Annotated in this window: 18 protein-coding genes and 1 riboswitch; of the genes, 8 read left to right on the top strand and 10 right to left on the bottom strand. The window is 72.5% G+C overall.

Translation table 11 applies throughout. The features are described 5' to 3' along the window. Window positions 1–44: 44 nt before the first annotated feature. Window positions 45–827: a glucosamine-6-phosphate deaminase gene (nagB, locus tag J7W19_RS21675; protein WP_004937580.1), complete on the top strand. Its 783-nt coding sequence runs from the start codon at window positions 45–47 to the stop codon at window positions 825–827. Window positions 828–1,165: 338 nt separating this feature from the next. On the opposite strand, the gene J7W19_RS21670 is transcribed toward nagB, so the two are convergent. The 4 genes from J7W19_RS21670 to J7W19_RS21655 are packed head-to-tail and all read right to left on the bottom strand — an operon-like array spanning window position 1,166 to window position 5,836. Further along, window positions 1,166–2,689 (bottom strand): glycoside hydrolase family 3 protein, encoded by a 1,524-nt coding sequence (locus tag J7W19_RS21670; RefSeq protein ID WP_004937578.1) that lies wholly within the window; start codon window positions 2,687–2,689, stop codon window positions 1,166–1,168. Window positions 2,690–2,699: 10 nt separating this feature from the next. After that, a complete protein-coding gene (locus J7W19_RS21665) occupies window positions 2,700–3,530 on the bottom strand; it encodes a carbohydrate ABC transporter permease (protein WP_004937574.1) in 831 nt (276 codons plus the stop codon). After that, window positions 3,527–4,504, bottom strand: a complete 978-nt coding sequence (locus tag J7W19_RS21660) for a carbohydrate ABC transporter permease (RefSeq protein WP_004937571.1) — start codon at window positions 4,502–4,504, stop codon at window positions 3,527–3,529. Before J7W19_RS21660 ends, J7W19_RS21665 begins: the two co-directional genes overlap by 4 nt. Before the next feature lie 54 nt (window positions 4,505–4,558). After that, on the bottom strand, window positions 4,559–5,836 hold the full coding sequence (locus J7W19_RS21655; protein ID WP_040887370.1) for an extracellular solute-binding protein: 1,278 nt from the start codon (window positions 5,834–5,836) through the stop codon (window positions 4,559–4,561). Window positions 5,837–6,077: 241 nt separating this feature from the next. Between J7W19_RS21655 and J7W19_RS21650 the strand changes: the two genes are divergently transcribed. Both J7W19_RS21650 and J7W19_RS21645 read left to right on the top strand, forming a co-directional pair. Next, window positions 6,078–6,848, top strand: a complete 771-nt coding sequence (locus tag J7W19_RS21650; protein WP_004937563.1) for a GntR family transcriptional regulator — start codon at window positions 6,078–6,080, stop codon at window positions 6,846–6,848. 166 nt (window positions 6,849–7,014) lie between these two features. Further along, complete coding sequence (locus J7W19_RS21645) at window positions 7,015–8,190, top strand: SPASM domain-containing protein (RefSeq protein ID WP_004937559.1); 1,176 nt, start codon at window positions 7,015–7,017, stop codon at window positions 8,188–8,190. A gap of 26 nt (window positions 8,191–8,216) precedes the next feature. On the opposite strand, the gene J7W19_RS21640 is transcribed toward J7W19_RS21645, so the two are convergent. Further along, window positions 8,217–8,591 carry a VOC family protein gene (locus tag J7W19_RS21640; RefSeq protein WP_004937557.1) on the bottom strand — a complete coding sequence of 125 codons (375 nt, stop codon included), beginning with the start codon at window positions 8,589–8,591 and terminating at the stop codon, window positions 8,217–8,219. A 331-nt stretch (window positions 8,592–8,922) separates the two neighbouring features. Between J7W19_RS21640 and J7W19_RS21635 the strand changes: the two genes are divergently transcribed. Next, a complete protein-coding gene (locus J7W19_RS21635) occupies window positions 8,923–9,204 on the top strand; it encodes a DUF3311 domain-containing protein (protein WP_004937555.1) in 282 nt (93 codons plus the stop codon). Next, a complete protein-coding gene (mctP, locus tag J7W19_RS21630; RefSeq protein WP_004937553.1) occupies window positions 9,201–10,826 on the top strand; it encodes a monocarboxylate uptake permease MctP in 1,626 nt (541 codons plus the stop codon). Before J7W19_RS21635 ends, mctP begins: the two co-directional genes overlap by 4 nt. Window positions 10,827–10,838: 12 nt before the next feature. Here the strand turns inward: mctP and J7W19_RS21625 are convergent, their stop codons facing one another. Continuing rightward, window positions 10,839–11,300 carry a hypothetical protein gene (locus J7W19_RS21625; RefSeq protein ID WP_078587566.1) on the bottom strand — a complete coding sequence of 154 codons (462 nt, stop codon included), beginning with the start codon at window positions 11,298–11,300 and terminating at the stop codon, window positions 10,839–10,841. A 250-nt stretch (window positions 11,301–11,550) separates the two neighbouring features. Further along, window positions 11,551–11,651, top strand: a riboswitch (adenosylcobalamin-variant (AdoCbl-variant) riboswitch). Between the two features lie 173 nt (window positions 11,652–11,824). Between J7W19_RS21625 and J7W19_RS21620 the strand changes: the two genes are divergently transcribed. From J7W19_RS21620 to J7W19_RS21610, 3 genes are all read left to right on the top strand, one after another. Beyond that, the gene (locus J7W19_RS21620; protein ID WP_004937547.1) at window positions 11,825–14,242 is read left to right on the top strand and encodes a ribonucleoside-diphosphate reductase subunit alpha; all 2,418 of its coding nucleotides are present in this window, start codon (window positions 11,825–11,827) and stop codon (window positions 14,240–14,242) included. Then, window positions 14,242–15,264 carry a ribonucleotide-diphosphate reductase subunit beta gene (locus tag J7W19_RS21615; protein WP_004937545.1) on the top strand — a complete coding sequence of 341 codons (1,023 nt, stop codon included), beginning with the start codon at window positions 14,242–14,244 and terminating at the stop codon, window positions 15,262–15,264. The genes J7W19_RS21620 and J7W19_RS21615 overlap by 1 nt, the downstream gene beginning before the upstream one ends. 167 nt (window positions 15,265–15,431) lie before the next feature. After that, window positions 15,432–15,860 (top strand): YciI family protein, encoded by a 429-nt coding sequence (locus tag J7W19_RS21610; RefSeq protein WP_004937542.1) that lies wholly within the window; start codon window positions 15,432–15,434, stop codon window positions 15,858–15,860. A gap of 49 nt (window positions 15,861–15,909) precedes the next feature. Here J7W19_RS21610 and def read toward each other — a convergent pair whose 3' ends face one another. The 4 genes from def to J7W19_RS21590 all read right to left on the bottom strand — a co-directional run bounded on the left by def (window position 15,910) and on the right by J7W19_RS21590 (window position 20,820). Then, a complete protein-coding gene (def, locus tag J7W19_RS21605) occupies window positions 15,910–16,539 on the bottom strand; it encodes a peptide deformylase (protein ID WP_004937540.1) in 630 nt (209 codons plus the stop codon). 89 nt (window positions 16,540–16,628) lie between these two features. Then, window positions 16,629–17,615, bottom strand: a complete 987-nt coding sequence (locus J7W19_RS21600; protein ID WP_004937538.1) for a tetratricopeptide repeat protein — start codon at window positions 17,613–17,615, stop codon at window positions 16,629–16,631. A gap of 347 nt (window positions 17,616–17,962) precedes the next feature. Continuing rightward, window positions 17,963–19,231 (bottom strand): HD-GYP domain-containing protein, encoded by a 1,269-nt coding sequence (locus J7W19_RS21595; protein ID WP_004937536.1) that lies wholly within the window; start codon window positions 19,229–19,231, stop codon window positions 17,963–17,965. Then, a complete protein-coding gene (locus J7W19_RS21590; protein WP_004937533.1) occupies window positions 19,228–20,820 on the bottom strand; it encodes an HD-GYP domain-containing protein in 1,593 nt (530 codons plus the stop codon). The genes J7W19_RS21595 and J7W19_RS21590 overlap by 4 nt, the downstream gene beginning before the upstream one ends. Window positions 20,821–20,997: the final 177 nt, after the last annotated feature.

Raw genomic sequence — 20,997 nt, 5'->3', positions numbered from 1 at the left:
AGATTGGTCTATACCACCCCAATCCCAAGATCGGCAGGCCCAGCGTGGAAGTTGTCATCGTCCCGGACGCCAAGGCAGGCGGCGCTCTCATCGCGGAGGCCATCGCCGCCCTGCTGAGCCGCAAGCCCGACGCTCTGCTCGGCGTTGCCACCGGCTCGACGCCGCTGCCCATCTATGACGCCCTGGCGGACATGGTCCGCTCCGGTTCCCTGGACGCCTCGCGCGCCCGCATCTGCCAGTTGGACGAGTACGTCGGCCTGCCCGCCGACCACCCGGAGTCGTACCGGTCGACGGTGCTGCGCCAGGTGGTGGAGCCGCTCGGGCTGACCGAGTCCTCGTTCATGGGCCCGGACGGCACCGCCGAGGACGTCCAGGGAGCGTGCGACGCGTACGACCGCGCGCTGTCCGAGGCGGGCGGTGTGGACCTCCAGTTGCTCGGCATCGGCACCGACGGGCACATCGGGTTCAACGAGCCGTGCTCGTCCCTCGCCTCCCGCACCCGGATCAAGACGCTGACCGAGCAGACCCGGCAGGACAACGCCCGGTTCTTCGACAGCATCGACGAGGTCCCCCACCACGTCATCACCCAGGGCATCGGCACCATCCTGGAGGCGCGGCACCTGGTGCTGTTGGCCACCGGGGAGGGCAAGGCGGAGGCGGTGGCCCAGACCGTGGAAGGCCCGGTCTCCGCGCTGGTGCCGGCGTCCGCCCTCCAGCTGCACCCGCACGCGACCGTGGTCGTCGACGAGGCGGCGGCCTCGCGGCTCCGGCTCGCCGACTACTTCCGCGCCACGTACGCTGCGAAGCCGAGCTGGCAGGGGCTGTAAGGCCGGCACCCGAGCTGGCAGGGGCTGTAAGGCCGGCACCGGGCGGCCGGGAACCGCGACGGACTCCGGCCGGCCGGCGGGCCCGGTCGGGCCGGGTGGGTCCGACCAGGCCGGGTGGATCCAACCAGGCCGGGTGGATCCGGCCGGGCCGGAGGAGGCCCTGCCGGTCCGGGGGCCTGCCCCAACCGGCGGGCGCACGGCTTCGACGGGGACCGCCCTGGCCCCGCAGGACGTACGGCGGATCACCCCCGCCCGGGCGAACCGAACGTGGTGCGGTGGCCATCGCGGACCGGTCGACGACCGGGCCGGGCCGGGTCGGCGACTCGGCCCGGCCCGTCTCAGCCGGCGATGCGGCCCGCGATGGCCTCGGCGGCGGCCGTGCCGCATACGCGGGCCGCGCCATGGGTGGCGATGTGCAGGGCGCCGGTGGGCGGGGCCTGAGGCAGGCCCATCTCGACCACGACGGTGTCGGGCCGGGCGGCGACCAGGGCAGCCAGGGCGGTGGCCATCCACGGGTGGCGGTGGACGTCCCGTACCACCGCGACGACCGGTCGCCCGTCGGCGTCCCGCAGCACGGCATCGGCATCCGCGGTGGCCGGACCGTAGTTGCCGGTCGACGTGCCCGGGAGCAGGCGGGCCAGGTCGGCGGCGATCCCCCAGGGGGTCTCGTCGCCCACGGCGAAGTTGGCCGACGGGGTGTACGCGGCCACGTGGACCGGACCCTCCCGAGCGGGGCCGTCGGCCCCACCGCCGGACGCGCCGCGGCCGGTCGGAGCCGTGACGCGCAGGGCTCGGCGGGCGGCGGTGAGGCCGATGTCGGGGGTGGGCGCGCTCCCCTCCCGCGCGCCCTCCCCCGCCTTCGAGGCCCAGCGGGCGAGCGCGCGGACGCGGGTGGCGGCGTCGGAGAGCCGTTCCTCGGGGAGTTCGCCCGAGCGGACGGCGTCGACGATGGCGTCGCGCAGCCGCAGGACGGTGCCCTCGTCGGAATGCCCGCCGCCGACGCAGATGGCGTCGCAGCCCGCGGCCAGGGCCAGGACGCCGCCGCGTTCGATGCCCCAGGCGGCGGAGATGGCCCGCATCTCGATGCCGTCGGTGACGATCAGGCCGTCGAAGCCGAGGCCGCCCCGCTCGACGGGGGCCCGGAGCAGGCCGTGCAGGACGTCGGGGCTGAGGGTGGCCGGCAGCCGGGGGTCGAGGGCGGGCAGCAGGATGTGCGCGCTCATCACGGCCTTGGTGCCGGCCGCGACGGCCGCGTGGAAGGGCGGCAGGTCCCGCGCCCGGAGCGTCGGCAGGTCGACGCCCACCCGGGGCATGTCGTCGTGGGAGTCGACGGAGGTGTCGCCGTGGCCGGGGAAGTGCTTGGTGCAGGCGGCCACGCCCGCCGCCTGGAGGCCCTCGACGTAGGCGGCGGTGTGCCGGGCGACGAGTTCCGGGTCGGCGCCGAAGGACCGTACGCCGATGACGGGGTTGTCGGGGTCGGAGTTGACGTCGGCGGAGGGCGCCCAGTTGAGGTTGATCCCGCACTCGGCGAGCCGGCGGCCCAGTTCGCGGGCGACGGACCGGGTCAGGTCCGGGTCGTCGACCGCGCCGAGCGCGAGGTTGCCGGGGAAGGAGGAGCCGGTGCGGACCTCCAGCCGGGTGACGTCGCCGCCCTCCTCGTCGATCGCGACGAGCACGTCGTCCCGCTCGGCGCGCAGCCGGGCGGTGAGGGCGGCGAGTTGTTCCGGCGTGGCGACGTTGCGGCCGAACAGCCCGACGGCGGCGAGTCCTTCGCCGAGCCGGCGCAGCACCCAGTCGGGCGGGGTGGTCCCGGTGAAGCCGGGCTGGAGAACGGTGAGCGCGTCTCGGGTCAGCGTGTCCATGAGTGCAGTGCTAGCCCTTCACCGCGCCGGAGGTCAGTCCTCCGACGGCCCTGCGCTGCAGGAAGACGAACAGGATGAGGATGGGGACGGCGAAGAGGGAGGAGGCGGCCATGGTGGCACCCCAGTCGTCGCCGAAGGTGGTCCGGAAACCGGTGAGCCAGAGCGGCAGCGTCTGCGCGGAGGGGTCCTTGCTCAGGATGAGCACGTAGGGGAACTCGTTCCACACGGTGATGAAGCCGAAGAGGGAGGTGGCCATCAGGCCGGGTGCCAGCAGCGGGAAGATCACCCGGCGGAACGCCTGGGCGCGGGTGCAGCCGTCGACCATGGCGGACTCCTCCAGTTCCTTCGGCACAGCGGCGACGTAGCCGCGGAGCGTCAGGATGGTGAAGGGCAGCACCATCAGGGTGTAGATGCCGATGAGCGGCAGCAGGCTGTTCAGCATGTCGGCGTCGCGCACGATCATGTAGTACGCGATGACCATGACCTCCCAGGGCGCCATCTGGGCCATCATCATCACCAGGATGAAGCTCCGCCGGCCCCGGAAGCGCATCCGGGCGATGGCGAAGGAGGCCAGCAGCGCGATCACCAGCGACAGCAGGACGGCGACGCCCGTGGTGATGAAGGAGTTGGCCACGAAGGTCCAGAAGCCCTCGGCGTCCACGGCCTTCTCGAAGTGTTCGAGGGTCGGGCTGGTGGGGAACCAGACCGGGGTGTCGCCGACGATGTCCTTGTTGGCCTTGAAGGCCGTGGCGAACATCCAGTAGACGGGGAAGACGAAGCCGAGGAACAGGACGACCGCCGTCGCCCCCGGCCAGACCCGGCCGATCAAAGAGCGCTTCACAGCTCGTCCTCCTCTTGCTTGAGCACCAGGCGCAGGTAGTAGGCGGTCAGGGCGAGCAGGATGGCGATGGTCAGGATGGAGATCGCGGCGCCCATGCCGAAGTGCTGGTTGTTCATGCCCTCGACGAAGGCGTACACCGGCAGGGTCTCGGTGAGGCGGTCCGGGCCGCCCTCGTTGATGACGAAGACCTGGGTGAACGCCTTGAAGATCCAGATGACTTCGAGGAAGGTCGTGGCGTAGAAGAACGGCTTGAGGAAGGGGAAGGTCACCGAGGTGAACCGCTTCCACACGCCGGCGCCGTCGAGCGCGGCGGCCTCGTAGAGCTCCTTGGGGATCGTGGTCGTCGCCGCGTAGAGGTTGATCGCGACGAACGGGACGGACTGCCACACCAGCAGCACGGTGATCACGAAGAAGGTGGAGAACTGCCCGCTGGTCCAGTTGTAGTCGGCCATGGAGTGCCAGCCGAGCCGGTCCAGCATGTAGTTGACGACGCCGAAGCGCTGGGCGAACAGCCACTGGAAAACCGTGGTGGCCGCGACCACGGGCATGGCCCAGGCCAGCACCAGGCCCAGGGAGAGCAGCAGCCGGGTCCGCTTGCCGAGCCGCGCCAGCAGCAGGCCGATCAGGCAGCCGACGACCATGACCAGGGTGACGTTGACCGCGGTGAAGACGACGGACCGGAGGGTGACGCGCCAGAACTCCTCGCTCCCCAGCGAGTCCGCGTAGTTGTCGAAGCCGATCCACTCGGTGGTGCGCCGGATGAGCTGCCGCCGGTTGAGGTTCTGGAACGACAGCAGGCCGTTCTTGACCATGATCCAGCCGAGCAGGAGCACCGTGAAGACGGCCGCGGGCAGGATCAGCAGGTACGGGACCGTCCTGCCGGCCCGCTTGGGCGTCCCGGGAGCCGGCGGCGCGCCGCCCTTGCCGGTCCGGGAGGCGGGCCGGGCCGCCGCCTCTTCGGTCTGCGCTGACATCGTCGTCCGCCTTCTCCCCTGTACAACGGTGGTGCGTGGTGCCGGGCGGGCGGGTCACTGCTTCTGGCTGAGGCGCTTGTTCATCTCGCCCTCGACCTGCTTGGCCGCGTCCTCGGGCGACTTGCCGTTGAGCACGGCGGTCATGTATGCCTTGATCGGGTTGGGGGCGTTCTCGACGGCCGCCCACTCGGCGATCAGCGGGGTGGTGCCGCCGCCCTTGGCCGCCGGGGCCGCGGCCTCACCGGCCGGGTTGCCCTTCACCTGGGGGAGCAGCGACTCCTTGTTGGGGATCGAGCCGACCTCGTGGGCGAGCGCGCCCTCGTTCTTGTCGGACAGCGCGATCTTCAGGAACTCCTCGGCGAGGTCCTTCTTCTTGCTCCGCTCGGCGATCGCGAGGTTGGAGCCGCCGAGGAAGACGCCCTCGGGCTTGTCGGCGGTCTCACCGGGGATGGTGAAGTAGCCGAGGTCCTTCTCGATCGCCGGGTTGGCCTTGACCGCGGTCTTGGCCTCCCAGCCCATGCCGATGAAGGCGCCGGTCTTGCCCTTGGCGAAGACGTCGGCCTGCTGCGGGGTGGCCTCGTCCTTGTCCTTCGGCGCCTTGCTGAACGCCTGGTACTGCTTGTAGACCTCCATCGCCTTGCCGACCTTGGGGTCGGCGAGGTTGGAGACGTACTTGTTGCCGTCCTTCTTCACCAGGTCGGCGCCGGCGCCGATGGTCAGGCCGTCGAAGAAGTACCAGTTCTGGCCGGGCAGGTAGAGGGGCTCGGCGTCGCCCTTCTTCTGGATGGCCTCGAACGCCTTGAAGAGATCGGCGCGGGTCTTGGGGATGTCCTTGACGCCGGCGTCGGCCCAGACCTTCTTGTTGTAGATGACGACGCGGTTGGCGGCCCACCACGGCGCCGCGTACTGCGTCCCCTCGAACACGGACGGCTTGTTGAGGGATTCGGTCCAGTCCTTGCCGATCTCCTTCTTCAGGTCGGAGAGGTCGGCGAGGCCGCCGGTCGCGGCGTAGGAGGGCGTCTGGGTGTTGCCGATCTCGAAGACGTCGGGCGGCGTGGACTCGGAGAGCGCGGTGGTGAGCTTCTGCTGGATGTTGTCCCACTTCTGGATCTGGACATCCAGCTTGGCGCCGGTCTTCTGCTCGAACTCGGACTTCACGGCCTCGGTCCACTTGGGCGGATTCGAGCCGTCCATGAACCAGACGGTGAGGGTCTTGCCCTTGGAGTCCCCGGATCCGGAACCGGAGTCCTTGTCGCCGCCGTCGGACCCACAAGCAGCCACACTCACCAACAAGGCCGCGACACCCGTCGCCGCTATGAGCCCACGCTTCACAGCACTCTCCTCAGGACCGAAAAGTGGTCTTTAATGGTTTAGACCAGTGCCCGCAGCTTGGCCTAGACCTTTTGGGGTGTCAAGGGTGTATAAGAGTCGCTGTCGGCTCCGTTACCGGACCGACACCTGAGGGCCGACCTGGGCGTCTCCGGTCCCCTCGGGCACTGCCCGTGCCACCATGTGACCGCGATAGACGGAGGAGCCGGTGACGGCAGCAGGATCGGAGTCGGGAAGGCACGCCATGGCAACCGAGGGCGGGACAGCGGAGAACGGCAGCACCGCCGGCGGCGTGCGGACGGCCCGCGTTCCCAAGTACTACCGGCTCAAACGTCATCTGTTGGGAATGACCGAAACCTTGCCCCCCGGCACGCCGGTGCCACCCGAACGCACCCTCGCCGCGGAGTTCGACACCTCGCGCACCACCGTGCGCCAGGCGCTCCAGGAGCTGGTCGTCGAGGGCCGCCTGGAACGCATCCAGGGCAAGGGCACCTTCGTCGCCAAGCCCAAGGTCTCCCAGGCGCTGCAACTCACCTCCTACACGGAGGACATGAAGGCCCAGGGCCTGGAACCCACCTCACAGCTCCTCGACATCGGCTACGTCACAGCGGACGACCGCCTCGCCGGTCTGCTCGACATCACCCCCGGCGGCCGGGTGCTGCGCATCGAACGGCTGCGGCTGGCCAGCGGCGAGCCCATGGCCATCGAGACCACCCACCTCTCCGCGAAGCGCTTCCCCGCGCTGCGCCGCAACCTCGTCAAGTACACCTCGCTGTACACGGCGCTCGCCGAGGTCTACGGCGTGCACCTGGCCGAGGCCGAGGAGACCATCGAGACCTCGCTCGCCACCCCGCGCGAGGCCGGGCTGCTCGGCACCGACGTGGGCCTCCCCATGCTGCTGCTCTCCCGCCACTCGCTGGACGCGGACGGCGCGCCGGTGGAGTGGGTGCGTTCGGTCTACCGCGGGGACCGCTACAAGTTCGTCGCCCGATTGCGGCGGCCCGCGTCGGAATAGGCGCGCGCCGTGGAATCGTCCGGTCTTCCGGGAAGGGCGACGAGGACGATTCCACGGGAACGGTCTTCCACGGGAAACGGCCCCTCATGGTCCATTCCTATTGACGGTCATCTCGGCGGCTCATAGTGTCACCGGCGCCCGACCGCTGCCTCGCGAGAGGACGATCATGGACGACACCGCGGGCGTGCGGAGCCACGACGGAACCGCTCGGCAGGACGGCCGACGGTGTCCCGCGCCCGGCCTGGAACCGGCGCATTCCCCGCGGAAAGTGCTCGCCCACGGCGAGTTGCTGCGCCGGTTCGTCGAAGGGCGGGAAATCCGTCCGGTGCATGTCCGGCTGGACATCACGGGGCCTTCCGCGATTTCCCCGCCGGAAAGCCGCGACGGAACGGACGCCGTCGGACGGGACACGGGGAATTCCCCCTCGGAAAGCGCCCTCCCGACGGCGAAGGCCGCCTCCCTGCTCCGCGGATTCGCGGCTTCCGGCGGCCGGGCGGTGACCTTCCACGGCATCCGGGAAACCACCCGCCACCCCGGATATCCGGCCGTGTGCGACGCGGGGCACGAGGCCGGGCTCCGCCTCGGGCTGGTCACCGACGGCTCCCGGCTCGGCCGCCCGGACACGGCCGAATGCGTGGCCTCCACCCACACCTGGGTGCGCGTCACCCTCCCGGCGGGCACCGAGGCCACCTTCCGCACCGGCGGTCGCGAGGCCGGCCGGACGACGTTGGCGTCGCTCCTCGACGACGTCGGCAACCTGCGCCAGTCCGCCATCGACCCGGACTTCCGCATCGGCTTCCACTATGTGATCACCGAACGCAACCGCGGGGAGATCCTGGCCGCCGCCCACGCGGCCCGGGAGTCGGGTGCCCACTACATACGCTTCGACACCGGCCCGTACGCGTACCGCGCGGGCACCGCACCGGCCCTGCGCCAGGCCGCCCTGCTGGAGGACGACGCGTTCGAGGTCCGGCTGCCGCGGCCCGCCGACGACCCGGACGGCGACACCGGCGAAGCCCGCTTCCGCCGCTGCCACTACAGCCGCTTCACCGTCGCCGTCGACTCCGGCGGACGCCTCTCCCCCTGCCCCCGGGTGAGCCCCGACCCCCGCTACGGCCTCGGCGACGTCGCCACCGACGGCTGGCCGGACGTCCTGGCCGGCGCCGCCCGTACCGCCTGGCAGGCCACGGACCCGCGGACCACCGCACTGTGCGGATCCTGCTCCTACCGGCCGCAGAACGAGCTGCTGGAGCTGCTGCTCGACGGGCGCGTCGCGCTGGATGACGCGCTGGGGGCGTACGCGGCCGAGGTGCCGTCCACGCTGCACGCGGACTTCCTGTAACGCCCGACGCAACCGCCCCCGACCCCTCAGTCGTGGCTCGTGTCGATCACGCAGAAGCGGTTCCCCTCCGGGTCCGCGAGGACGACGAAGTCCGGGTCCTCCGGATAGCGGTCCCACTCGACCCGCTCGGCCCCGAGCCCCACCAGCCGCTCCACCTCCGCCGCCTGCTCGGCCGCGTCGGCGGCGTACAGGTCCAGGTGGACCCGCGGATACCGCTCGGCCGCCGTCTCGCTCCGCATCAGCGCCAGTTGGACGCCGGAGCCCCCGGCGGAGGGCACCAGGACGGTGAAGGACGCGTCGACCGCACCGTCGCGCGGCACGCAGCCGAGCGCCCGGCTCCAGAACCCCGCGGCCCGCTCCATGTCGTCGACGCCCAGGACCAGCGACCCGATGCTCACCATCCGATGATCATTACAGACACCAGGGACCCCGACAAGGACCGTTCCGCACCGCCGCGTTGCCCTCCGGCACCGCGAACCCGGGCTTCTCGCGCATGCCGTTCAGCCTATGCGCGGGGGCGTGTTCGGTCGCGGGCGGGGCGCCCGGGGCGCGCGCCCAGCGCCCCGGCAGGCGGGGAAGTTGATGTTGCCATACCGATATCCGGACAGGGGGTGACGACCGGAGGCTCCCTCACCTAGATTTCGTGCGCATTACGCGAATGATCGCACCGCGAGGGAATCGCGCCGCGACCGTCGCGCCATGCCGCCGACCGCACGGGGACGGAGCCGTCGCATGTCCGAACCACCCGCTTCCGCACCACCCGACGCCGCCGACGGCCGCCGCAAGCCGGTCGTGACCCTCCCGATGGTCGTCGCGGGCGTCTGCCTCGCCCTGCCGTTCGGCGCGATGCTCTGGGTCGACTCCTACGCGCGGCTGAAGCCCGCGTTCATCGGCATCCCGTTCTTCTACTGGTACCAGATGCTCTGGGTGTTCATATCCACGGCGCTGACGACCGTCGCGTACGTGCTCGTGCGCCGGCAGGAACGGGAGCGGAAGCGGGGTGGGCGGGCGTGAAGGACGGCGTCAACGGTGTCGCGCTCACCGTCTTCATCATCTTCTTCCTGGGCGTCACGGTCATGGGCTTCTACGCCGCGCGGTGGCGTCGGGCCGAGAATGCCGACAACCTCGACGAATGGGGGCTGGGCGGGCGCTCGTTCGGCACCTGGATCACCTGGTTCCTGCTCGGCGGCGACCTGTACACGGCGTACACCTTCGTCGCCGTGCCGGCGGCCGTCTACGCGGGCGGCGCGGCCGGGTTCTTCGCCGTGCCGTACACGATCCTCTGCTACCCGCTGGTCTTCACCTTCCTGCCCCGGCTGTGGTCGGTGTCGCACAAGCACGGTTACGTCACCTCGTCCGACTTCGTGCGGGGCCGCTTCGGGTCCCGGGGGCTCTCGCTGGCGCTCGCGCTCACCGGCATCCTCGCCACGATGCCCTACATCGCCCTCCAACTGGTCGGCATCCAGGCCGTGCTGGACGTGATGGGGATCGGCGGCGGCTCCAACTGGTTCATGAAGGACCTACCGCTGCTCATCGCCTTCGGCGTGCTGGCGGCCTACACCTACTCGTCCGGGCTGCGGGCCCCGGCCCTGATCGCGTTCGTCAAGGACGCGCTGATCTACATCGTCATCGCGGTCGCCATCATCTACATCCCCATGCGGCTCGGCGGGTTCGACCACATCTTCGCCAAGGCGGGCGAGGCGTTCTCCGCCAAGAACCCGGACACGGGCAAGCCGCGCGGCGCCCTGGCGACCGGGCCGGACGCGCAGTGGGCGTACGCGACCCTGGCGCTCGGGTCGGCGATGGCGCTGTTCCTCTACCCGCACTCGGTGACGGCGGTGCTCTCCAGCAAGAACCGCAACGTCATCCGCCGCAACACCACCATCCTGCCGCTGTACTCGCTGATGCTGGGGCTGCTGGCGATGCTCGGCTTTATGGCGGTGGCGGCCGGGATCAAGGTGAAGAACGGGCAGCTGGCCATCCCGCAGCTCTTCGAGGACATGTTCCCGGACTGGTTCACCGGCGTCGCCTTCGCGGCGATCGGCATCGGCGCCCTGGTCCCGGCGGCCATCATGTCGATCGCCGCCGCCAACCTCTTCACCCGCAACATCTACAAGGACTTCCTGCGGCCGGACGCCTCGCCCGCGCACGAGGCGAAGGTCTCCAAGCTGGCGTCCCTGCTGGTGAAGGTGGGCGCGCTCGTCTTCGTCCTCACCATGGACAAGACGGTCGCCATCAACTTCCAGCTGCTCGGCGGCATCTGGATCCTCCAGACCGTCCCCGCCCTGGTCGGCGGCCTGTTCACCCGCTGGTTCCACCGCTGGGCGCTGCTGGCGGGCTGGGCGGTCGGCATGGTCTACGGCACCTGGCGCGCCTACGACACCCCGAGTGCCACCCAGGACCACTTCGGTAACACCAACCTCATCCCCTTCATCGGGGAGAAGGGGTACATCGGGCTGACGGCCTTCGCGCTGAATGTGCTCGTGGCGGTCGTGCTGACCTTTGTGTTCAAGGCGCTCGGCACACCGGACGGCGTGGACCAGACCAAGGCGTCCGACTACACGGCGGACGCGGGCGACCCCGGCGTCCAGGTCGAACTGCCGCCGGCGACGGCGGGAGCGCCGGGCGGCCACTGACCCGCCGGCCGGCTACGGCCGCCGGTCCGTACGCCCCCGGCGCGGCCGCGGCCGGCCGGGCCAACTCGCCCAGCGCAGCGTCTCCGCCTCCCCGGGCGGCAGGAGCCCCGCGCCGACGAGCGCGGCGCGGCCGGCCTGTCTGCCGGCGATCAGGTAGCCGAGGTCGCAGGAGTCGACGTCGTGGTAGTGGCCGCCCGTGACCAGGACGGCGGCCGCCACCCCGTCGAGCCCCTCCAGCAGCCCCTCCCGCAGCGCCGGGAGGTGCTCCCGGGGCAGCAGCTCCTCCGGCACGGCGCTGACCAACTCCAGCCCACCGCCCGGGCCGGGCGGCTCGACGTCCGCGACGATGTGCGCGTACGGTCCGCACCCCCCGAGGTTGAGCCGCACGCACACCCGGATCCCCGGCACGGCCCGGGGCAGGGCCGTCACGACAGCAGGCTCGGGCCCGCCTGTGATCGATCTCCCGTTCGCCATCACCGGATCGTACGAGCGTCCGGGGTCGGTCGGGCCCCGACCGGCGGGCCCGGCGGCCGAGACCGCTCCCTACGCTTTCGTGAAGCCCGGACGCCCCCGCCGCCCCCCGTCCGGCGAACGGCGATCGCTTCCGTGAACGGAGGCCCCGAAGCGCCCTCCCGATAGCACATTCCGCGACCGCCTCATGACGGGACGACACAACATGTGGGGGCACGCGCGACCGTCGGCACTAGATGTATGCTCGTCCTCGCTGTCGCCGCAGGGGAATCCGGTGGAAATCCGGAACTGTCCCGCAACGGTGTACGTACGGGTCCAATCCGCCCGTTCCGCAGTCCGAGGACCTGCCGACAGCACGCCATCGCCGGGCCCGCCCGGTACGGCGTCTGAACACGTCCGGGCCTCGCGGGTTGGGCCGGTGGACGCCCGCGCGCACGCTTCGTACGGCTTCCGTACGCCGCCGCCTGCGCGTGCGCGCCCCCCTGCCCTCCCGCCACGGCCCCCAGCCGAGCGAGGGAGAGCCACACGTGACGATCGCGCCCGCGGAACCTGTTTCAGGTCCGGTCTCCGCACCCGAGGCGGACACGACCGGCGGCCCCGGGACCGCGCTCCTGCGCACCCTGACGGAGCTCACCGCCGATCTGCCCGCCACCGACCCCGGCAAGGTCGCCGCCGCCGCGCTGCGCGGCCGGCACCCCGGGTCGGACGAGGCCGAACTGCGCTCGCTGGCCACCGAGGCCGCGGCCGGGCTGATCTCCGAGGAGCCCGAGTACTCGCGGCTCGCCGCACGGCTCCTGACGCTCGCCATCGCCGAGGAGGCGGCCGGGCAGGGCGCGGTCTCCTTCTCCGCGTCCGTCGCCACCGGCCACCGCGAGGGCCTGATCGCCGACGACACCGCCGCGTTCGTGCGCGAGCACGCCGAGCGGCTGGACGCGCTGGTGGACGCCGCCCTCGCCGACGGCGCCGACGACCGCTTCGGCTACTTCGGCCTGCGCACGCTGCACAGCCGCTACCTGCTCCGCCACCCGATCACCCGGAACGTGATCGAGACGCCGCAGCACTTCCTGCTGCGCGTCGCCTGCGGTCTGGCCGAGGACCACAGCGTCCGCGCCCTGGAGGACGTGGCCGAGCTCTACCGCCTCACCAGCACCCTCTCGTACCTCCCGTCCTCCCCCACGCTCTTCAACTCCGGCACGCGCCACCCGCAGATGTCGTCCTGCTACCTGCTGGACTCGCCGCTGGACGAGCTGGACTCCATCTACGACCGGTACCACCAGGTCGCGCGGCTGTCGAAGCACGCGGGCGGCATCGGCCTGTCCTACTCCCGCATCCGCTCCCGCGGTTCGCTGATCCGCGGCACCAACGGGCACTCCAACGGCATCGTGCCGTTCCTGCGGACGCTCGACGCCTCCGTCGCCGCCGTCAACCAGGGCGGCCGGCGCAAGGGCGCGGCCTGCGTCTACCTGGAGACCTGGCACGCGGACATCGAGGAGTTCCTGGAGCTCCGCGACAACACCGGCGAAGAGGCCCGCCGCACGCACAACCTCAACATCGCGCACTGGATCCCGGACGAGTTCATGCGCCGGGTCGAGGCGGACGCCGACTGGTCGCTGTTCTCCCCGGCCGACACCCCGGACCTGGTCGACCTCTACGGCGACGAGTTCGACGCCGCGTACCGCCGGTACGAGGCCGAGGGCAAGGCCGTCAAGACCATCCCCGCGCGGGTGCTCTACGCCCGGATGATGCGCACCCTCGCGCAGACCGGCAACGGCTGGATGACGTTCAAGGACGCCGCCAACCGCACCGCCAACCAGACCGCCGAGCCCGGCCAGGTCGTCCACTCCTCCAACCTCTGCACGGAGATCCTGGAGGTCACCAACGACGGCGAGACCGCGGTCTGCAACCTCGGCTCCGTCAACCTCGCCGCCCACCTGGGCGCCGACGGGGAGATGGACTGGGAGAAGCTGGACCGCACGGTCCGCACGGCCGTCACCTTCCTCGACCGCGTCGTGGACATCAACTTCTATCCGACCGAGCAGGCGGGGAGCTCCAACTCCCGCTGGCGTCCGGTGGGTCTGGGTCTGATGGGCCTCCAGGACGTGTTCTTCCGGCTGCGGCTGCCCTTCGACTCCCCCGAGGCGAAGGCGCTGTCCACCCGGATCTCCGAGCGGATCATGCTCGCGGCGTACGAGGCGTCCGCCGACCTCGCCGAGCGGCACGGCCCGCACCCGGCCTGGTCCGCGACCCGCACCGCGCGCGGCGTGCTGCACCCGGACCACTACCCGAACACCGAGCCGACCTGGGCCGAGCGCTGGGACGCACTGCGCGCCCGGATCGCCTCCGTCGGCATGCGCAACTCGCTGCTGCTGGCCATCGCGCCGACCGCGACGATCGCGTCCATCGCCGGCGTCTACGAGTGCATCGAGCCGCAGGTGTCGAACCTGTTCAAGCGCGAGACGCTCAGCGGTGAGTTCCTCCAGGTCAACACCTACCTGGTGGAGGACCTGAAGAAGCTCGGCGTGTGGGACCGCGCCACGCGCGACGCGATGACCGACGCCAACGGCTCGATCCAGGACATGGCGTGGATCCCGCAGGAGGTGCGCGACCTCTACCGCACCGCCTGGGAGATCCCGCAGCGCGCCCTGATCGACATGGCCGCGGCCCGCACCCCGTACCTGGACCAGAGCCAGTCGCTCAACCTGTTCATGGCCTCGCCCACCATCGGCAAGCTCAGCTCGATGTACGCGTACGCCTGGAAGCAGGGCATCAAGACCACGTACTACCTGCGCTCGCGCCCGGCCACCCGGATCGCCCGCGCGGCGTCCGGCGGCGCCGCCGCTTCCTCGAGCGCCCCCGCCACCGTCCCCGTCCAGCAGGCCGCGCCCGACGCGGACGCCATCGCCTGCTCCCTTGAGAACCCCGAGTCCTGCGAGGCATGCCAGTAATGACCACGGCACCCGACCGCCAGAAGAACCTGCTCGACCCGGGCTTCGAGCTGACCCTGCGTCCGATGCGGTACCCGGACTTCTACGACCGCTACCGCGACGCGATCAAGAACACCTGGACCGTGGAGGAGGTCGACCTCCACTCCGACGTGGCCGACCTGGCCAAGCTCTCCCCGGGTGAGCAGCACATGATCGGCCGCCTCGTCGCGTTCTTCGCGACCGGCGACTCGATCGTGGCCAACAACCTCGTGCTGACGCTGTACAAGCACATCAACTCCCCCGAGGCGCGGCTGTACCTGTCGCGGCAGCTCTTCGAGGAGGCCGTGCACGTCCAGTTCTACCTGACGCTGCTCGACACCTACCTGCCCGACCCGGAGGAGCGCGCCGCGGCGTTCGCGGCCGTGGAGAACATCCCCTCCATCCGCGACAAGGCGCAGTTCTGCTTCAAGTGGATGGACTCGGTCGAGAAGATCGACAAGCTGGAGTCGAAGGCCGACCGCCGCCGCTTCCTGCTCAACCTGATCTGCTTCGCCGCGTGCATCGAGGGCCTGTTCTTCTACGGCGCGTTCGCGTACGTGTACTGGTTCCGCTCGCGAGGTCTGCTGCACGGTCTCGCCACCGGCACCAACTGGGTGTTCCGTGACGAGACGATGCACATGAACTTCGCGTTCGAGGTCGTGGACACCGTCCGCCAGGAGGAGCCCGACCTCTTCGACGACGAGCTCCAGCAGCAGGTCACCGACATGCTGAAGGAGGCCGTCGAGGCGGAGCTGCAGTTCGGCCGCGACCTGTGCGGCGAGGGCCTGCCGGGCATGAACACCGAGTCCATGCGCGAGTACCTGCAGTGCGTCGCCGACCAGCGCCTCCAGCGCCTCGGCTTCGCCCCGGTCTACGGCTCGGAGAACCCGTTCTCCTTCATGGAGCTGCAGAACGTGCAGGAGCTGACCAACTTCTTCGAGCGCCGCGCCTCCGCGTACCAGGTGGCGGTCGAGGGCACGGTCGCGTTCGACGACGAGTTCTAGGCCACGGTTCCCGAGCGGGCCCTTCCGGAGTTCTCCGGGAGGGCCCGCTCCCGTTTGTGCGGCACCCTCGCGAAAAACCGCGACACGGCGGCCGGGGCGCCCGTACCGTCCGCGCCTGCGGGGAGGCTGGTCGTCAGGGGGCAGCAACGGGACAGGAGAAACACCTGATGCGCGTCATGATGATCGTCAAGGCGACCGAGGAGTCCGAGGCCGGCGTGCTGCCGACCCGGGAACAGGTCGCCGACATGCAGCGGTACAACGAGGCCCTGGCCAAGGCGGGCGCGCTGCTCGCCGCCGACGGGCTGTGGGCGTCCTCGGAGGGCGCCCGGGTGGTGTTCGCGGGCGGGAAGCCCAGTGTGATCGACGGGCCGTTCGACGAGATCGGCGAGCTGATCGCCGGCTACTGGGTCATCCGGGTGGACTCGATGGACCAGGCCCGGGAGTGGGCGACCCGGATCCCCTTCCAAGAGGGCGTCGTCGAACTCCGGCGGATCTTCGAGCCGGCCGACTTCCCCTCCGACGTCCTCCCGCCCGAGGAGGCCGCCCGCGAGCAGGCGCTGCGCGAGGAGGCCCGGGGGCGGGGCGGCCTGGTGTGACACCGGGCCGGGCCGGGCTCCGCGGGCGGCCCGGCCCCGGGGCGGCGGGTCAGTCGTTGGGGACGACCGGGTAGCGGGGCGTGCCCTCGGCCATCTGCCGGAGCGCGTCCTTGCGGTCGCGCTTGGAGAGGCGGTCGATGTACAGGTAGCCGTACAGGTGGTCCGTCTCGTGCTGGAGGCAGCGGGCGAAGTAGCCGGTGCCCTGGACGGCGATCGGATTGCCCTTCATGTCCTGGCCGCGCACCACCGCGTAGTCGGGGCGGGCCAGCGGGGCGTACGCCGTCGGGACGGACAGGCAGCCCTCGTTGGAGTCGTCGAGGTTCCGGCGGTCGGCCGGGAGCTCGTCCAGGACCGGGTTGCAGACGTGGCCCACGTGCCGGACGCCCTCGTCGTCCATGCAGTCGTAGACGAACACCTTGAGGTCGACGCCGATCTGGTTGGCGGCCAGGCCGACGCCCTCGGCGGTCCGCTGGCTGGCGAACATGTCGTCGATGAGCTGCGCCAGCTTCTCGTCGAACTCCGTGACGTCCTTGCACTCCTTGTGCAGGACGGGGTTGCCGACCACGGTGATCGGACGGGACGTGCCGCGCTCGCGGTGCGCGGTCTCCCGCGCCTCGCAGTCCTCGGTGTCCACGATGAACTCGTCGTTCACCGGCTGATCGGTCTCTTGCTGCGCCATCGCCGCCGTATGCCTCTCTCACAACCCGAATGCACTGTCACGCCCCGGAGCCCAGGGCCCATCCAGGGTAAGCGGACCGGGCCCGGGGCTCAGCAGACCTCTTCCAGATCCCGCCACTCGCGGGTGTCCGGGCTGTCCGCGACCCAGCCGTCCAGCAGCCCGCGGACCAGGCCGGCGGGGGCCGCGATGCCGCACTCGCGCTCGGGCACCCACAGCAGGCCGGAGCCGGCCGTGCGGTGGCCGAGCGGGCCGGGGTGGCCGGGCTCGCTGTGGTCGTGCGGGTCCAGGTGCTCGCCGTCGCCCTCGTCGCTGGGCATCCGGCTCTCCGAGCAGGTGCGGCACAGCAGCCGCACGGAGGAGGACCAGTCCTCGGCGGCGAACCCTGCGTCGGCCGCCAGCCGCTCCAGCGCGTCCCGGTCGGCCTCGGTGGCGGCCTCCAGCAGGACGACCCAGGTCGGCACCGGCGAGGGGGCCCACAGCTCGATCTCGTCGAACACCGGGTACGACGGGCCCGCGGCGGTCACCCGCTCGCCGTGCGGGACGCCGTCGTGCAGCACCACCTCGCCCCAGCGGCGGCCGGAGGACGGCAGCGGGATGGAGAGCACCTCCATGCGCGCCGGGTCGAGCCGGCGGCCCCAGACCACCTCGGCCTCGCCCTCGGGGGACAGCCGCACGGCCGCGCTGCCCAGCTCCATGCCGAGCGGCTCGCCGGCCGGGCCGCCGTCGCCGGGCACCCGCAGGCCGTACGCCTGCCAGGCACGGCGGGCCAGCGGCCAGTCCTGGAGGGCGGTGGCGGCGATGCCCACGTTCCACCAGTCGGGGGCGCCCGCGTCGCGGTCCAGCAGCGCCACCGCGCGGAGACCGGCGGCCCGGGCCTGCTCCCAGTCGTGCCGGAACTTGTGCAGCAGGGCCAGGTTGAACCAGGACTCGGACAGCCACGGCTCCATGTCCGCGGCGCGCGTCAGGAGCGCGCCGGCGTCCTCGTACCGGCCGTCGCCGATGAGCGTGAAGGCACGGTCGGTGGCCTGCCGCCACGAGGCGGAAGGCCGGTGCCGTACCCTGCCGAAGATCCTCACGATGTCCGCCTGCTGATTTCTCGACGTCCCGCGTGCACCCACGCCGGAGAGCTCTGGTGACCGGCGCCGTCCTCCCCGACGGCCGCCCGCCACGCCTTGCTGACGGTCCCGCCCGCGGGCCGGGCCGCCGTACCGGGGAACCGTGCCCTCCACGACGCATACGCCGCAACAGCGCTCATGACACCCCCCGATCCCGCTTTCCCGTCACGATTCTCGGTCGTTCGTCTTCTGCGTGCTCCGCGTTCCCTGCGTACGCCGCGTCCTTCTCTTCGCATCCAACCATGCCCCGTCGGACGCCCGCTCATTACCCGTGGGTTAGTCGTGCTACTCGGGACGCGGCGGGCGTCTCACGGGTCCGGGCACACCGGCGCCCCGCGCGCGAGCACCCGCGCCAGCGCCTCCACCACCCGGGGCTCGTGGTCGTACGCGGTCGCCCGGCGGAGCCGCTCCAGGGCGCGCGCCGATTCCCCGCGCCCGCCGCGTGCGGGATCACCGGGGCCACCGGGGGTCGTGAGCTCGTCGTAGGCGTTGGCGGTCCGGACGACGCGGGCGGCGAGCGGCTGCTCGCGGTAGGGGTCGGCCTGGCGTGCCACGGCGTCCGCGACGACCGGCGCGACGGCGGCGTCCAGCGGGGCCAGCCGCGCCACGCTGCCGCCCAGCCGGGCCAGCCAGCGCCGCTCCTCGGCGGGCAGCGGCTCGGTCGCCCCGGCGGGCACCGGGTCGACGAGTGAGAGCTGACCCACGTCGTGCATCAGCGCCGCGTACTCGACGACGGCGAGGTCGCGCTCCGCCATACCGAGCTCGCGGCCGACGGCACGGCTGAGGGCGGCTACGCGCCGTGCGTGACCGGCGGGGGTGCATCCCGCGAGGTCGGTCGCGCGGGCGAGCGAGGCGACGGCGGGCGGACAGCGCCCGGGCGCCTCCCCGCGCGCCCCGGCGAGCCGCAGCGCGAACAGCGGCAGGCAGCAGACGGGCAGCACCCACGGCCCGGCGACGGCCGGAGCCAGGGCGGCCACCACCGCGGTGGCGCAGATCGGCGGGGCGGTGGCGGAGAGGGCGCGCAGCTCGGCCCGGAGCGCCGCCGGGTGGCGGCAGCCGGTACGGGCCCGGGCGAGGGCCGCCGCGAGGACGGCGTCGGCGAGGGCGGCCAGGACGAGGAGCAGCAGCAGCGACACGGCGTGGGACGGCCCCTGCGCGGGCCCGGGGGCGGCGGCCGCCGGTCCGGCGCCGGGGAGCGCGGCGCGGCAGCCGGCGACGAGGGCCGTGGCGGCGAGGCGGCGGGCCAGCCGGTCCCGCCGGTCCGGCCCGCCGGCGGCACCGGCGCGGCCGACCAGGGTCGAGCCGAACACCAGGGCGACGGCCTGCGGCACTCCGCCGTCCCCGAGCAGGGCGTAGGCCAGGGATCCCGCGGCACCGACCGGGGCCACGCCACGCGCCCCGAGCGGCTCGGGCCGCCGCCCCGCGGCCTCGCCGAGGGCGATGAGCAGCCCGTACGCACAGGCGGTCCGCGGCTGCTGGACCCCGTGGAGCGCCGTCCAGGCCAGCGCGAACAGGGCTGCCCCGCCGGTCAGCAGATGGACGGTACGCACCAGCCGGGCGCCGGACGCGGCGGTCACCGGGGGGCTCCGGGGGGCGGTACGGGGGCGGTGGGCCCGGGGCGCCGGTCCGGGGAGCGGTCCGGGACGAGCTGATCGCGCCAAGGGAGGTGTCCGTACGGCGGTTCGGCCCCGGGCTCCTCCGGCGGGCGCGGGACGGACGGACGGTCCGGGCGCGAGGCGGTCGGGGGCCGGCCGGAGGCGCCTGCGTACCGGCCCTCGTCCGGGGGCCCCTCGGGTGGGCGGGGGCCGGACGGGAGGATCGGGGCTCCGCCGTGGCCGCGCTCGGGCGGGGCCGTGCGCCCTGACGGTGTGGCGCGTTGATCAACAGGGACGTTTCCGCAATCGGGAACGGCGGTTTCGTCCCGTGCCGGGACCCTCGGCAGACCGTCCCGTTCCAGGGCCCGTGCGAGCGCCTCGACCATGCGCGGATCGAACTGGGTCCCGGCGCAGCGGCGGAGTTCCGCGAGCGCGGCGGGGACCGGCCGGGCGCGGCTGTAGGTGCGGGTGGAGGTCATGGCGTCGAAGGCGTCGGCGACGGCCACGATCCGGGCCGCCTCCGGGATCCGGCAACCCGTCAGGCCGTGGGGGTAGCCGCTGCCGTCCAGCCGCTCGTGGTGGTGGAGGATCGCCTCCCGCGCCTCGTCGGGGATCGCGACCCCGCGCACCAGCTCGTCCCCGTACTCGGGGTGCAGCCGGACGACGCGGCGCTCCTCGCCGGTGAGCGGGCCGTCCTTGCGCAACACCCGGGTGGGGACGCCGAGTTTGCCCAGGTCGTGCAGGGTGCCGGCGATGCGCAGGGCCTCCAGCCGGTCGCCGGCCACGCCGAGTTCACGGCCGATCCGTACGGAGAGCAGCCCGACCCGCTCGCCGTGGCCGCGCGTGTAGTGGTCCTTGAGGTCGACGGCCTCGACCAGCGCCCGGACGGTCGCGCCGCGGTCGGCGCGCTCCCGCGTGGCCCCGGGGCGGGCGGGCACGGTGTGCGGCAGCAGCACCAACAGGGCGGCCACCGGCCCGTAGACGCTGCGCCACAGTTCCGCGGCGAGGAGCGCGGCCGGCCCGTGGAGCAGCGCGAAGCCCAGCGCGGGCCCCAGGAGGGCGGGCCGCCGGGCGGCCGGGCGGCACCCCGCGCGGAGGAGGCCGTCCAAGGTCGTGCTCACCGGGCTCACCGTGCTCACCAGGGCGAGGACGAGGGCAGCGGCCAGCACGGCGGGCAGCGCGCCCAGCGGGCCGGCGGGCAGGGCGGCGCGGGCCGCGTCGAAGAACAGGGTGGCGGCCGCCGCGGCGAGCGCGAGGAGCGCGGCCCGCCCCAACCGGCGCCATCCGCCCGGAAGTTCACGGCCCGGGGGGCGGGCCGGGGAGAGGAGGCCGCCCGGGAGGGCGGCCAGCGCGGCGGCGGCCGGCGGCAGCAGCACCACGGCCAGCAGCAGCGCCGGCGGCACCGGGGCGCGGCGCGGGCGGAGACCGCCGAGCGCGCCCACGGCCGCCAGGAGGGCGGTCGTCGCCCAGGGGACGGCGGCGGGGTCCCGCACGGCGGGCGACGCGCTCAGGACCGCCGCGCCCACGGCACCGGAGATCCAGGCGCGCGCCGCCGCCGGGACTGCCTCCATGACATGTCCTCCCCATCCGGACTCGCTGTCGGGATGGGGAGAATAGGCTTACGGGCGGCGCTCACGGCCGGATCGGCCGGAACCGCCGTCCGTTCGGGTGACGTTCGCCGGGCGGCCGTTTTGATGCGCGTTCAGGGGCCGTTCGCGACGGCCCGGCCGGGCGCCCGCCCGGCCCCG

The organism is Streptomyces mobaraensis NBRC 13819 = DSM 40847 (assembly GCF_017916255.1).
GTDB lineage: Bacteria > Actinomycetota > Actinomycetes > Streptomycetales > Streptomycetaceae > Streptomyces > Streptomyces mobaraensis.
Note: the sequence above shows the minus strand (reverse complement) of the source record. Positions and strands in the feature narration are given on the sequence as shown.

Bases quoted from the DNA above. Each gene is read 5' to 3' on its own strand.
- J7W19_RS21625 (WP_078587566.1), bottom strand. From the start codon at position 11,300: ATGGCGAACGGGAGATCGATCACAGGCGGGCCCGAGCCTGCTGTCGTG.
- J7W19_RS21615 (WP_004937545.1), top strand. From the start codon at position 14,242: ATGACCACGGCACCCGACCGCCAGAAGAACCTGCTCGACCCGGGCTTC.
- J7W19_RS21645 (WP_004937559.1), top strand. From the start codon at position 7,015: ATGGACGACACCGCGGGCGTGCGGAGCCACGACGGAACCGCTCGGCAG.
- J7W19_RS21670 (WP_004937578.1), bottom strand. From the start codon at position 2,689: ATGGACACGCTGACCCGAGACGCGCTCACCGTTCTCCAGCCCGGCTTC.
- J7W19_RS21660 (WP_004937571.1), bottom strand. From the start codon at position 4,504: ATGTCAGCGCAGACCGAAGAGGCGGCGGCCCGGCCCGCCTCCCGGACC.
- def (WP_004937540.1), bottom strand. From the start codon at position 16,539: ATGGCGCAGCAAGAGACCGATCAGCCGGTGAACGACGAGTTCATCGTG.
- J7W19_RS21635 (WP_004937555.1), top strand. From the start codon at position 8,923: ATGTCCGAACCACCCGCTTCCGCACCACCCGACGCCGCCGACGGCCGC.
- J7W19_RS21640 (WP_004937557.1), bottom strand. From the start codon at position 8,591: ATGGTGAGCATCGGGTCGCTGGTCCTGGGCGTCGACGACATGGAGCGG.
- J7W19_RS21590 (WP_004937533.1), bottom strand. From the start codon at position 20,820: ATGGAGGCAGTCCCGGCGGCGGCGCGCGCCTGGATCTCCGGTGCCGTG.
- J7W19_RS21650 (WP_004937563.1), top strand. From the start codon at position 6,078: ATGGCAACCGAGGGCGGGACAGCGGAGAACGGCAGCACCGCCGGCGGC.
- J7W19_RS21610 (WP_004937542.1), top strand. From the start codon at position 15,432: ATGCGCGTCATGATGATCGTCAAGGCGACCGAGGAGTCCGAGGCCGGC.